At 66.5% G+C, this 12,347-nt stretch carries 15 protein-coding genes; 8 read left to right on the forward strand and 7 right to left on the reverse strand.

Annotated elements, in window-relative coordinates; all coding sequences use genetic code 11:
• Positions 1 to 16: 16 nt before the first annotated feature.
• The 4 genes from cls to B0E47_RS12635 form a co-directional block, all read right to left on the reverse strand.
• Entirely contained in the window at positions 17 to 1,408 is a 1,392-nt protein-coding gene (cls, locus tag B0E47_RS12620; protein ID WP_077514603.1) for a cardiolipin synthase, read from the reverse strand.
• A gap of 5 nt (positions 1,409 to 1,413) precedes the next feature.
• A complete protein-coding gene (locus tag B0E47_RS12625; RefSeq protein WP_077514604.1) occupies positions 1,414 to 2,793 on the reverse strand; it encodes an FAD/NAD(P)-binding protein in 1,380 nt (459 codons plus the stop codon).
• Positions 2,794 to 2,841: 48 nt separating this feature from the next.
• Positions 2,842 to 3,420 (reverse strand): cysteine dioxygenase family protein, encoded by a 579-nt coding sequence (locus B0E47_RS12630; protein WP_077514605.1) that lies wholly within the window; start codon positions 3,418 to 3,420, stop codon positions 2,842 to 2,844.
• A gap of 159 nt (positions 3,421 to 3,579) precedes the next feature.
• Positions 3,580 to 4,242 (reverse strand): energy transducer TonB, encoded by a 663-nt coding sequence (locus B0E47_RS12635; RefSeq protein WP_077514606.1) that lies wholly within the window; start codon positions 4,240 to 4,242, stop codon positions 3,580 to 3,582.
• Positions 4,243 to 4,524: 282 nt separating this feature from the next.
• Between B0E47_RS12635 and B0E47_RS12640 the strand changes: the two genes are divergently transcribed.
• The 3 genes from B0E47_RS12640 to B0E47_RS12650 all read left to right on the forward strand — a co-directional run bounded on the left by B0E47_RS12640 (position 4,525) and on the right by B0E47_RS12650 (position 6,103).
• Complete coding sequence (locus B0E47_RS12640) at positions 4,525 to 4,959, forward strand: hypothetical protein (RefSeq protein ID WP_077514788.1); 435 nt, start codon at positions 4,525 to 4,527, stop codon at positions 4,957 to 4,959.
• A 113-nt stretch (positions 4,960 to 5,072) separates the two neighbouring features.
• Positions 5,073 to 5,741 carry a hemolysin III family protein gene (locus B0E47_RS12645; RefSeq protein ID WP_077514607.1) on the forward strand — a complete coding sequence of 223 codons (669 nt, stop codon included), beginning with the start codon at positions 5,073 to 5,075 and terminating at the stop codon, positions 5,739 to 5,741.
• 2 nt (positions 5,742 to 5,743) lie between these two features.
• Positions 5,744 to 6,103 (forward strand): TfoX/Sxy family protein, encoded by a 360-nt coding sequence (locus B0E47_RS12650; protein ID WP_254422934.1) that lies wholly within the window; start codon positions 5,744 to 5,746, stop codon positions 6,101 to 6,103.
• Positions 6,104 to 6,109: 6 nt separating this feature from the next.
• Here the strand turns inward: B0E47_RS12650 and B0E47_RS12655 are convergent, their stop codons facing one another.
• Together B0E47_RS12655 and B0E47_RS12660 are read right to left on the reverse strand one after the other, a co-directional pair.
• Positions 6,110 to 6,595, reverse strand: coding sequence for a DUF456 domain-containing protein (locus B0E47_RS12655; protein ID WP_077514609.1), 486 nt, complete (start codon positions 6,593 to 6,595; stop codon positions 6,110 to 6,112).
• 102 nt (positions 6,596 to 6,697) lie between these two features.
• A complete protein-coding gene (locus tag B0E47_RS12660; RefSeq protein ID WP_077514610.1) occupies positions 6,698 to 7,474 on the reverse strand; it encodes a ferredoxin--NADP reductase in 777 nt (258 codons plus the stop codon).
• A 242-nt stretch (positions 7,475 to 7,716) separates the two neighbouring features.
• Here B0E47_RS12660 and B0E47_RS12665 point away from each other — a divergent pair, with 242 nt between their 5' ends.
• From B0E47_RS12665 to B0E47_RS12685, 5 genes are all read left to right on the forward strand, one after another.
• The gene (locus B0E47_RS12665) at positions 7,717 to 8,037 is read left to right on the forward strand and encodes a hypothetical protein (protein WP_077514611.1); all 321 of its coding nucleotides are present in this window, start codon (positions 7,717 to 7,719) and stop codon (positions 8,035 to 8,037) included.
• Between the two features lie 29 nt (positions 8,038 to 8,066).
• Positions 8,067 to 9,065, forward strand: coding sequence for a tRNA dihydrouridine(20/20a) synthase DusA (dusA, locus tag B0E47_RS12670; protein ID WP_077514612.1), 999 nt, complete (start codon positions 8,067 to 8,069; stop codon positions 9,063 to 9,065).
• An 82-nt stretch (positions 9,066 to 9,147) separates the two neighbouring features.
• The gene (locus B0E47_RS12675; protein ID WP_077514613.1) at positions 9,148 to 9,459 is read left to right on the forward strand and encodes a hypothetical protein; all 312 of its coding nucleotides are present in this window, start codon (positions 9,148 to 9,150) and stop codon (positions 9,457 to 9,459) included.
• 1 nt (position 9,460) lies between these two features.
• A complete protein-coding gene (locus B0E47_RS12680; RefSeq protein WP_077514614.1) occupies positions 9,461 to 10,153 on the forward strand; it encodes a response regulator transcription factor in 693 nt (230 codons plus the stop codon).
• Positions 10,119 to 11,537 (forward strand): ATP-binding protein, encoded by a 1,419-nt coding sequence (locus B0E47_RS12685; RefSeq protein ID WP_077514615.1) that lies wholly within the window; start codon positions 10,119 to 10,121, stop codon positions 11,535 to 11,537. The genes B0E47_RS12680 and B0E47_RS12685 overlap by 35 nt, the downstream gene beginning before the upstream one ends.
• A 9-nt stretch (positions 11,538 to 11,546) precedes the next feature.
• Here B0E47_RS12685 and B0E47_RS12690 read toward each other — a convergent pair whose 3' ends face one another.
• Positions 11,547 to 12,335 (reverse strand): M90 family metallopeptidase, encoded by a 789-nt coding sequence (locus B0E47_RS12690; protein WP_077514616.1) that lies wholly within the window; start codon positions 12,333 to 12,335, stop codon positions 11,547 to 11,549.
• Positions 12,336 to 12,347: the final 12 nt, after the last annotated feature.

Below are 12,347 nucleotides of genomic sequence, written 5' to 3' on the forward strand. Positions count from 1 at the left end.
AAGTGTTAGGGGTGTATCAAAGCAGTGGATCGAACAGCCGCGCCACGTGCATGGCGACGCGGCGCAGGTAAGGTGCGTCATGATATTCGCGATCAGTGATCGCCAGCGCGCGGGAGAAATCCTCGCCCAGCATGGCCTCCACCTTGTCGGCGAACTCCGGGTCGACCACCAGTGCGCTGACTTCGAAATTGAGCCGGAACGAGCGGCTGTCCAGGTTCATGCTGCCGATCGCGGCGCAGTCATGGTCGATCAGCAGGGCCTTCTGGTGCAGGAAGCCGGGCTGGTAGCGGAACATCCGGATGCCGGCGCGCAGCGCTTGATGGGCGTGCAAGGTGGAGGCGAGGAACACGGTGCGGTGATCCGGGCGGGAGGGAATCAGCACGCGCACGTCGACCCCGCGCAACACGGCCAGTTGCAGCGCCGAGCGCACCGCGTTGTCGGGCACGAAATACGGCGTGCTCAACCACACCCGCTCGCGCGCGGCGTGGATCGCCGCGGTGAAGAACAGCGAGCCGGTTTCCAGCGGGTCGGCCGGCCCGGCAGCCACGATCAGGGCGCTCGCTGTCCCTTCGCCTGGCGGCGAGGGCAGCAGCGGCGGCAACTGGCCGGTGATCCATTGCCAGTCGTCGGCGAACAACTTCTGCAGATCCGCCACGGCCGGCCCGCGCAGTTCCAGCATGGTGTCGCGCCAGGGCGACAGCGGCGGCTTCAGGCCCAGATATTCGTCGCCCACGTTCAGGCCGCCGACATAGCCCAGCGTTCCATCGACCACCACGATCTTGCGATGGTTGCGAAAATTCAACTGGAAGCGGTTGCGCCAGCGGTGCGTGGCGAAGCGGTGGATCGCCACGCCGCCGGCGCGCAGCGTCTCGAGGTAACGCTGCGGCAGCGCATGGCTGCCGACCCCGTCGAACAACACGCATACCTGCACGCCCGCCGCTGCCCGCTGCAGCAGGATCTGCTGCAGGCGCCGGCCGAGCATGTCGTCGTGGATGATGAAGAATTGCACGAGAAGGCATTGCTCGGCTGCCGCCATGGCGGAAAACATCGCCTCGAACGCGGCCTCGCCGTCGACCAGCAGTTGCAGTTGGTGGCTGCCGCGGAAGGGCCGTCGCTGCAGGGCGCTGATCGCCGCGAAACGCGCGCAGGCCGGCTCGACGGTCAGCGTGGCCGATGCCTCCGGGATCGCCTCGGGAGTCGGTGCCGGATGCCCCACGTGATAACCGAAGAAGCGGCTGGAGCCGAGGTAGAGATATGGCAGCAAGGTCACGTACGGCAGCAACAGCAGGCCGAGCGCCCAGCCGACCGCCCCCTGCGGCGTGCGCGCGCGGGTCACCGCATGCATGGCGGCGAACACCCCGAGCAGGTGCAGGACGGCTATGCACAGGGTGAGCGCCGTGGTGTTCATCCCGGCTATCTGGACGCCGGCGCTTCGCCGAGCAACTGATTGGCCAGGCGATGGGCTTGCTGGCGGATCTCCGGCATGGCAGTGGACTCCCACAACGTGCCGCGCAACAGGCTGCCGATGGCGAACAGGTGCGGCCAGTGATTGTGGTCGTGCTGCAAGCGGCCGTCTGCTGCTGCCATCACGCCAAGGCCCTGCGGATCGGCGGTGATGTGCCGGTTGAGCAGCAACTGGCGCAGCAGGGGATGGTCGGTGCGTTCGATGTCGGTGTCCAGGCCCGCGGTCTGGATCACCATGTCGGCATCCAGGGTGTGCTGCACGCCGGCCCGGCGCACGGTCAGCTGCAGCGCATCGCCGACAAGGTCCACCGACTGCAGGCGTCCGCGCCGACGCTGCAGGCGGCCGTCGCTTTCCAGATTCGAGATGGCTTCGTGCACTTGCGGCGGCATGCGGTGGCGCGCGCACTGCCAGGCCCAGTTGGCATGGCGCAGAAAGCGCTCGCGCTGCGGCAGCGGCAGTTCGTGCCACAAGGCGGGCGTGTGCGGTCGCAGGCTGTCGATGACGGTGCGCCAGTCGTTGCCGCCGCCGATCGCTTCGCGCACCAGTTGCAGCCAGCGTCTGATCTCCGGCGCGTCGCGCATGGCTTCGAGCAGCGTGGTGCCATCGTCCGCGGGGGCGGAGGCGGCGTGCTGGTGCGCCTCCGGCAGCGCGCCATGACGCGAAACGGCAACGAATCGGGTGCGCGGCCATCGCGCGGAAAGTTCCAGCAGCACGTCGACGGCGGTCAGGCCCAGGCCGATCAGCACGACCTTGGCTGGCGCCTCGCGCTCTGGTTCGACCTCGTTCAACAAATCCCACGGGTCGACCACATAGCGCATGCTGGCCAGGGCGGCGGCGCTGACGCCCGCCAGCGGCTGCGGTGGCAGGGCCCCGACGGCGAGTACGGCAGCATCTGCCTGGCGACTCTCCTCGCCCTGCAGCACGGTCAGGTGGTCGCGTTCCGGCACGATCGCGTCGACCTGCTCCGGGATGATGTGCACGTCGTGGCCGTTGATCTTGCCTTGCTGCAGCGTCTGCGCCATCTGCGCTTCCAGATAGTCGCCATAGCAACGGCGGGGCAGGAAGTCGGTGCCGGCGACTGCCGGGTCGTGGCGTCGCATGAAGTCGAGGAAGTCGCCGGGCCGGCCCGCAAACATGCCCATCGAGGCCGCGCGCACATTGAGCAGGTGGCGGTCCGAACGGGTGCTGTAAGCCACGCCGCGCACTGGCGAGCGCCCTCCCGTATACCAGTCGAGGTGCAGCGGTCCCGGCAGTCGGCGTTCAAGCAGTTCGCCGAGCAGGGCAGAGGCGGCGGCACCGCCACCAATGATGGCGACTCGTCGGAACATGGGCGGCTCGGCTCGGTCGGCGGTCTGGATGGATCAGAACGGGATGGATCAGAAACGGAGGTGACCGGCAAGCACACCTTGCTGCACGCGGGATGTCCACCCTGCAGTCGGCGCAACCTGCTCGTACGTATGGTATCGGCTCAGTTCGCCACCGTAGACATGCAGCGTGAGCGCCATGTCGTGTCCGGAAAGATTGCGGCAACGGTGCACGTGGTTCTGGTCGCCCTCGAACCAGGTTCCGTCAGCCGGGCCGAGCCAGTCGCGACCCAGCGCGCTCAGGTCGCCCGAAACGGGATCGCGATTCCAGGACTGAACCTCCAGCGCGCCGACCAGGGTCAGTTCAAGCCCCCACAGGCCGGCATGGTCGTGCACCGGCGTGCGGTAGTTCGGCGGCCACGCCATGACCATCACGCTTACTGATGGCTTGCTTCGCTGTACCAGCATCCAGCGTTCGAGATCCGCTCCGTGCCTGCGCAGGCGGGAAAACCGCGCGGCCAATGCGGCCGAATCCCGATGCACGATTTGCCCGAGTTCGCGTGCCATCAGGGCGAGATCGGGTCGCGCCACGCCGGCATGCTCCAGTGCAATGGCACGCAGCGTCTTCAAAGTGTGCCGAGGTTTGCCCATGCGACATTCCGGCTCGGTGGAGGGGCGCCAGTGGATCATGCCGATGGTTAAGGCTACGTAAGCCGATTGACCTTGCCGTTCCTGCGTCCGGTGCATCGGCGCGGGCGGCTGAAACACCCCCTCCGCAGGTATTTCCGGAGGGGTATTCCGCCTGCCGGTTCAGCCACGCATGGCGAAGGTCACCGGCACCGTGGCCCAGGCGCGCACGGCGCGCCCATTCACCATCGCGGGCTTGAAGCGCCAGCTCGACAGCACCTGTTCGCGCGCGCTGCGGTCGAGCACGGTGTGCCCGCTTCCACGTGCCACGCTGACCTCAAGCGGCTTGCCGGTCTCGTCCACCAGCACGCGCAGCAGCACGGTGCCGTGCATGCGTTGGCGCAGGGCCTGGATCGGGTACTGCAGCGGGTCGGCCAGGTAGGCCAGGCTGGCTTCGACCGGTGCCGGTATCACGGTTGCGGCGGCCACGCCGGTTGGCGCCGCGGTCGTCGGGCTGACGGGTGCCGCGATCCGTCCTTCGGGGTTGGACACCACGACCGGTGCGTCGATCGGCGTCGTTCGCGGCAGTACCTGCGGTACCACCGGCGGCTGCAGCAAGGGCTTGAGTTCGACCGGGGGCGGCGGGGCAAGCACGGGCGGTGGCGGAATGAAGCGAATATGCGCCGCCGGCTCGAGCTGGCGGATCAGGGCGAAATGCGGTGGGGAAACCGGTCGCGTGGCGATCATGATGACGGCGAGGTTGAGGGCGATCGCCGCACTGAGGGCGGCGATGCGGGCGGGTTCGGGGTGGGCGCGGTGGGTCAGAGCCAGGTTAGCGGACGACATGAGCGACCTCCTGACAACAGTGGGGTTGTTGCGGCAGTCACGCGGCGTGTGCCGGGGGATCATGCTGTCGCGGTTGCAGCGTATGCCTGTTCGTCGACGTTGCGCAAGTGGACGGCTGGACGGCCATATGCCTCCATCGGGCGCCCCTGCCGAATGGTTGTCCGGATCGTCGTTGCGGGGCTGGTCCACGGCGTCGGGACCGGCATGGTGCATCCCCCGGTCACTGCTGCGACAATCGGGCGGCGGCGACCGGCCGACGGCATGGGAGCGACGACGATGCGCATGATCAAGTGGGGTGGGCTGCTGGCAGTTGCGGTTGCCGGGCTGTTGCCGGCGACGGCGGTGCACGCGGCGGACGTGTCCTGCAAGATGACGTTCCAGCTGTCCGGCTGGTCGGTGTTCTACAAGACCGCCAGCGGCAGCGGCACGGTTCGCTGCAGCAATGGTCAGAGCCTGCAGGTGAAGCTGCGCGCGAAGGGTGGCGGCCTCACGTTCGGCAAGACGAAGATAAGCGACGGCATCGGCAAGTTCAGCGGGATCAGCAACGTGCACGACGTGCTGGGTCATTATGCCAATGCCGAGGCGCATGCCGGTGTCGAGGACAGGGCGGCCACGGCGCAGGTGCTGACCAAGGGCAATGTCTCGCTCGCCCTCAGCGGCAAGGGCGAGGGTTGGAATCTCGGCGTGGCGTTCGGTGCCTTCATCATCGAACAATGATGCCGCTTCGCCTTCACCGCGGCGTGACCTCCCGCCGCCATAGGCAAGCGACGGCGCGAGCGCTAAGGTAGGGCGCGGCGCTTGCCGGCGCCGACCCTGCCAGGAGTTCATCCATGTCCGTTTCGTCCGGCGCGGTGCTGCCGCGCTACAGCTTCGGCGACGAGCTGGCCAGCAGTGTCATCCATGGCATCGGCATCGTGCTCAGCATTGCCGGACTGGCCGTGCTGGTGGCGTTTGCGGCACTGCATGGCAATGCGCTGGCCGTGGTGGCCTGTGCGGTGTTCGGCAGCTCGCTGGTGCTGCTGTATACCGCTTCCACGCTGTACCACTCGATTTCCGTGGCGGCCGCCAAACCCACGCTGCGCGCACTGGACCACATCGCGATCTACGTGCTGATCGCCGGCACCTACACGCCGTTCACCCTGATCGCGCTGCCCGGTCCGTGGGGTTGGAGTCTGTTCGCGGCGGTGTGGACGCTGGCCGTGGCCGGCAGCGCACTGGAGCTGGGCCTGCTCGGGCGTTACCACAAGCTGGCGGTATTGCTGTACATCGGCATGGGCTGGATCGGCATGATCGCGTTCGGACCGCTCAGCGCACACCTGCAGGCTGGCGGCATCTGGCTGCTGCTCGGCGGTGGCGCGGCCTACACGCTGGGCGTGCCATTCTATCTGTGGCGGAAACTGCCGTATCACCACGCCCTGTGGCATGTGTTCGTGCTGGCCGGCAGCACACTGCACTTCCTCGCCGTGCTGCTGTATGTGATTCCCGACGCGCGGGCGTGAGCATGCCGGCTGCGCTGGAGGCGATGCGTCGTGAACTCGAGGATGCCGCGGTGCACCTGGGCAAGCCGCACGATCTGCGCTTCAAGCCGATGTTCGGTGGCCTGATGGCGTACTTCGATGAACAGCCGTGTGCGTGGCTGACGATCGATGGACTGGCCCTGAAGCTGGCGCCGGCCGATCAGCCGGCGCTGCTGCAACTCGATGGCGCCGCACGGCTGATCGCCAAGGCGGGCGCGGCGCCGAGCCGGCATTACATCATCGTGCCGGCGGCGGTATGTCGCGATACCGCGCAATTCGCCGGCTGGCTGGCCAAGAGCGCGGCGCATGCAACGTCCGCAACCCGGTCCAGGCCACGCCGCTGATGTGACTCAGCCGAACAGCATCGCCACGCCAAACAGTCCGACCATCAGGAACGACAGCACCAGCTTGAGCAGGGTGCCGAACAGCAGGCCGAGCCAGGTGCCCACGCCGACGTGGGCGGATCGCAGCACGCTGGTACCCGAGGCCAGCTCGCCGAGGATGGCGCCGATGAACGGCCCGAACAGCAGGCCGGGAATGCCGAAGAACATGCCCACGAGGGTACCGATGGCGGCACCCCACAGCGCCCGCGGACTGGCGCCGACGCGTTTGGCGCCCAGCGTGCTGGCGACGAAGTCGACGATCACGCCGACCGCACCGATCGCGCCGATGATCAACAGCCACCACAGCCCAAGATGGCGGTAGTCGTCGACCGCCGCCGCCAGCCAGATCCCGCCGAACACCATCGGGATGCCCGGTAGCATCGGTAGCACCGAGCCAGCCAGGCCGCCTAGCATCAGCAGGGCGGCGAGCACATATAACGCGATATCGAACATGGGCGTTCCGCAAAAAAACAGGTAGGAGCCCGCTCGCGGGCGATGCCATGGCTGGGTGCACGATGGAAGATTAAACCAACAGCATCGCCCGCGAGCGGGCTCCTACTTCTCCACGAAGGCGCGTTCGACCACGTAGTCGCCCGGTTCGCGCGTGCGCGGCGAGGCCTGGAAACCGCGACCATCGAGCAGTGCGCACAGGTCGTCGAGCATGGCCGGGCTGCCGCACAACATCACGCGGTCGGTCTCCGGATTCAGTGGCGGCAGGCCGGTGGCGTTGCTCATCACGCCGTCGACGATGGCATCGGTGATGCGTCCCCGGTGGCGGAACGGTTCGCGCGTAACGGTGGGGTAGTAGATGAGCTTCTCGCGCACCAGCTCGCCGAGATATTCGTGTTGCGGCAGCTGATGCTCCAGGTAGTCGGCGTAGGCCAGATCGCTGATATGACGCACGCCGTGCGCCAGCACGACCCGGTCGAAACGCTCATACGTATGCGGGTCGCGAATGATGCTCATGAACGGTGCCAGCCCCGTGCCGGTGCCGAGCAGATAGAGATGTTTTCCAGGCTTGAGATCGTTCAGCACCAGGGTGCCGGTGGGCTTGCGCGTGACGATCAGCGGATCGCCCGGCCGCAGATGTTGCAGGCGCGAGGTGAGCGGGCCGTTGGCGACCTTGATCGAGAAAAACTCCAGGTGCTCCTCCCAGTTCGCGCTGGCGATCGAATACGCGCGCATCAGTGGACGCCCCTCCGTTTCCATTCCGATCATCACGAACTGCCCGCTGTCGAAACGGAAGCCGGGATCGCGCGTGGTGCGGAAGCTGAACAGCGTGTCGTTCCAGTGCTGCACGTCGATCACGTGCTCGGTTGCCATTGCCACCATCTTGCTTGGTCTCGTGAGTTTGCTGAACCCGGTTCGACGCCGGCACATGTGCTGCCACCTGGGGGCAGCCGCGGGTAGCCGTTGGTACGGTCTGGTCGCGATGCCGCGCAAGCACGGAGGCGGTCGCGGAAATCGGCCTGCAAGGATACGCCAGCAACGGCAGGCGCGTCCTGCCAGGACGACAGTCCCGATCGGCGAGGTTCCGGACATCGGCCCGGCACCCGCCCGGCGAGCGATCCATCGTGCATCTGGGCAAGCACAGCTTTGTGAAGACCGTGCACCCGGTGCTCGATGTCACGATCGATTCGATCAAATGCCCCTCGCTGCGTTTCACGCTCGAACTGGCGGCCAATTTCCGCGGCGTGGCGTTGTCGATAAGTGATGGCCGAATCGCCGGGGCAGGCGCCGGTGATGGTGACGTCGGCCTACAACTGAAATATGGCGAGGTGACCTTGCTCGACAAGGAAACGCGAAAGGTACCGTTTCCGGCCCGGATCGATTTCAAGGCGCCCGGACTGCTGATCGCCAGGACGCCGGAGACAAAGACGCAAGGTTCACGCTGACGCCCGCGATCGGCGACAATGGCGGGGTCATGACTCCCGCCATTTCCCGCATCCAGCCCGTCGCCTCGTCCTGGCAGCTTTCCGTCGCGCCGATGATGGACTGGACCGATCGGCACTGCCGCTATTTCCACCGGCTGCTGTCGCCGCGTGCGCGGCTGTACACCGAAATGGTGACCAGCGCGGCGCTGGTGCGCGGCGGCCAGCTGCGCCTGCTCGAGCACAGCCAGCAGGAGCATCCGGTGGCGCTGCAACTTGGCGGCAGCGATCCGGGCGAGCTGGCGCAGGCGGCGTGCCTTGGCGCGGCGGCGGGTTACGACGAGATCAATCTCAATGTGGGCTGTCCCTCGGACCGGGTGCAGTCGGGGCGTTTCGGCGCCTGCCTGATGTACGAGCCCGCGCTGGTTGGCGATTGCGTGAAGGCGATGCGCGATGCTGTGAGCGTACCGGTGACAGTGAAGTGCCGCATCGGCGTGGACGACCAGGACGACTACGCCGGGCTGCAGCATTTCACCGAGATCATGCTGGATGCCGGTGTCGAGGTGTTGGTGGTGCATGCGCGCAAGGCGTGGCTCAAGGGCTTGTCGCCGAAGGAGAACCGCGAGATCCCGCCGCTGGATTACGAGCGGGTGTATCGACTCAAGCGCGAGTTCCCCGCACTGGTGGTGGTGATCAATGGCGGCATCACTAGCGTGGCCGAGGTGCAGACGCATCTGGCGCAGCTGGACGGGGTGATGCTGGGTCGCGCGGCGTATCACGATCCCTGGCTGCTGGCCCGGCTGGAACATGCACTGCATGGCGAAGCGCTGCCGTCGCGCGATGAAGTGCTGCGGCACATGCGTCCCTACGTCGAGGCCGAGCTGGCGCGCGGCACCGCGCTGAAGCATGTCAGCCGCCACCTGCTCGGTCTGTACCAGGGCGAGCCGGGCGCCCGCGCGTTCCGCCGCACGATCAGCGAGGGTGCGCATCTGCCGGGTGTGGGGTGGAATCTGCTGGAGCAGGCGCAGAAGTCGTGCCTGCTGGCGGCGTGACAGGCACCGTCCATCCGGTCAGTATTCAGGCCTGATCGCCTAGGGTGGACGATTGAACCGAGGCCGGACAGGATATTCACGCATGCTCAGGTACAAGATCTTTCTGCTGGCTGCGCTGATCCCGTGGGCGGGCGTCGTGGCTGGCCAGTCGGCCAAACCGGCGGTGACGCTGGATCAGGCTGTGCTGAAGGTGCAGCGCGATACCGGCGGCAAGGTACTTTCGGCCGAATCGCGCGGCATCGGTCGCCGGTTCGAGTACAGAATCAAGGTGCTGACCCCGGACGGCCATGTGAAGGTGATGGCGATTTCCTCCGAGGCGAGCAAGAATCCGGCATCTGCCCAGTCAACCAAGAATTCGCCCGAACGGAACACGGGCAGCAAGGAGAAACATTGATATGCGCATCCTGTTGGTGGAAGACGAGGCACCGTTGCGCGAGACGCTGGCCGCGCGCCTGAAACGCGACGGCTTCGCCGTCGATGCTGCGCAGGATGGCGAGGAAGGCATCTACCTCGGCCGCGAGGTGCCATTCGACCTGGCGATCATCGACCTGGGCCTGCCGAAGATGTCCGGCATGGACCTGGTCAAGGCGCTGCGCGAGGCTGGCCAGCGCTATCCGATCCTGATCCTGACCGCGCGCGGCAGCTGGCAGGACAAGGTCGAGGGGCTGAAGCACGGCGCCGACGACTACCTGGTCAAGCCGTTCCACGTCGAGGAGCTGCTGGCGCGCATCAATGCACTGGTGCGTCGTGCCAGCGGCTGGTCCAAGCCGATCCTGGCCTGCGGCATGATCAAGCTCGATACCACCGCGCAGACGGTGACGGTGGAGGGCAAGGTGGTCGACCTCACCAGCTACGAGTACAAGGTGCTGGAATACCTGATGCTGCATGCCGGTGAGTTGGTCTCCAAGGCCGACCTCACCGAGCACATCTACCAGCAGGATTTCGACCGCGATTCCAACGTGCTTGAAGTGTTCATCGGCCGGTTGCGGCGCAAGCTCGATCCGGAAGGCACCCTCAAACCCATCGAGACGGTACGTGGACGCGGATACCGCTTTGCCATCCCGCGCACCGACGGCGACGACGAATGAGCTGACGCCGCCGCGCCGCCCGCTGTCGCTGGCGGCGCGCGCGGCGATCGCCACGGGTTTCGTGCTGGCCGGTTTTCTCGGGCTGGTCGGCCTGGTCCTGTCGCAGGCAAACAACGAGCGCGCCTTGAGTGCGCTGCACGAGCGCCTGTATAGCTTTGCGATCGCTTACATCACCAACTTCGACGTCAACCGCTACGGCAGGATCCTGCCACCGGATACATCGCCGGATCCGAATTTCTCGCCTCCAGGCTCCGGCCTCTACGCGGTGGCCGTGGGCGACAAGGGCTTCCACTGGCAGTCGCCCTCGGCGATCGGCCGCGATTTCAGTTTCCTCACGCCGCTGGCGCCGGGCGTGAGCCGTTTCGTCGGCCCGATCGATACCCGCATGGGGCGTCTGTACTACTACAGCTACGGCTTGACCTGGGATACCGAGGCTGGCAAGTCGGTGCCTTTCACGATCACGGTGGCGCAAACCGAGGATCAGCTCGAAGGCGGCAACGCGGCCTATCGGCGCGCGCTGGTGATCTGGCTGTCGATACTCGGCGTGATGCTGATCGTGCTGCAGATGCTGCTGCTGCGCTGGAGCCTGACGCCGTTGCGCAAGGTGGCCAGCGACATGAGCCGGGTCGAGCGCGGCGACAGCGAGCGGCTGGACAGCCAGTACCCGCTCGAGCTCACCGGTCTGACCGAGCGCATCAACGTCTTCATCACCAACGAACGCGAACAGCGCACGCGCTACCGGCACACCCTGGCGGACCTGGCGCACAGCCTGAAGACACCGCTGGCGGTGATCCGTTCGCAGCTTGAATCGACCACCGCCGACGAGGCCGCGCGACGCAGCAACGTGCTCGACCAGGTGCGCCGGATGAACGAGCTGGTGGCCTACCAGCTGGCACGTGCGGCCACATCCGGTCGCCAGACGTTTGCCAGCGCGGTGCCGATCGCAGCCCATGCCGAGGATCTGGTGCAAGGCCTGGAGAAGGTCTATGCCGGGAAAAATGTGCTGTGCGAATTCGATATCGAAGACGGCGCGGTGTTCTATGGCGAGCAGGGCGACCTGCTCGAACTGCTCGGCAACCTGCTTGAGAACGCCTTCAAATGGGCCAGCCATCGCGTGCTGCTGGTGGTGAAGGTGGAGCCCCGGTCCGGACGCCAGCGACCGGGCCTGTGGGTGAGCGTGGAAGATGACGGTCCCGGCATTGCCGCCGACCAGATCGAAAAGGTTCTGCAGCGTGGCGTGCGCGGCGACGAGCGTGTGCAGGGCCACGGCATCGGGCTGTCGATCGTGCAGGACATCGTGCATGCCTATCAGGGCGAACTGGTTGTCGACCGCTCGCCTGAGCTTGGTGGTGCGCGCTTCAGCGTGAAGCTCGCGGCGAGCTGATTCGCCATTTCAGCGGCGGCACGATCCGGCTGGCTCGTCGCCATCCGCGGGCGAGCGCCCGTAGAACGCTTCTAGCAAGTCGGCGACTGCCGGTTCGGCCTGGCGCAGCGAGGCCGGTTGCGAGTAGTGCAGTTCGCTTACCACGGCGAAGTACTCGCTGGCGCTTTCCGTGGCGTAGTGGTCGATCGGCGAATCCTGGTCGGGCGCAGCACCCGCCAGTCGGTCGTAGGCCAGCTGGAATTGCTCGATCCAGCGCCGGCGTGGAATCTCCACCAACGGTGGCACGCCGTCGGGTGGCCCGTCGAGCATGTCCAGCTTGTGCGCCATCTCGTGCACGACCACGTTGTAGCCGTCCCACGGCTGTTCCAGGTCGAGTTGCACGTCGGCCAGCGACAGCACCAGCGGCCCGTGTTCCCAGGCTTCGCCGATCAGGATCTCGTCGCCTTCGGTGACTACGCCGGTATGGTCGTCGTGATGGCTGCGCCGCACCTTGAACTCGCCCGGATAGATCAGCACTTCGCGCCAGCCACGCAGGCTGGCGGTGCCTTGTTGCAGGGCAGGCAGGCACGCCTGCATCGCGATCAGCAGGCGCCAGTAGTCGTCGAGTACCGCTCCAGCGAGGGCATGGAAGCGTTTGCGTGCCAGAAACAGCGCCGCCAGTTGGCGCAGACGCTGCTGGCGGTCGGGATCCAGTCGGCGCGCCAGCGGGCAGGCGAGCAGCGCGCGTCGCCACAACGGGTCGGCGACCGGTACAGGTTCAAAACGTGCTCGCAGCGATTGCCACCAATGGCCCGGCATGCCGCCGAACGC

This window comes from Rhodanobacter sp. B05, from assembly GCF_002001085.1.
In the GTDB taxonomy this organism is placed as follows: Bacteria; Pseudomonadota; Gammaproteobacteria; order Xanthomonadales; family Rhodanobacteraceae; genus Rhodanobacter.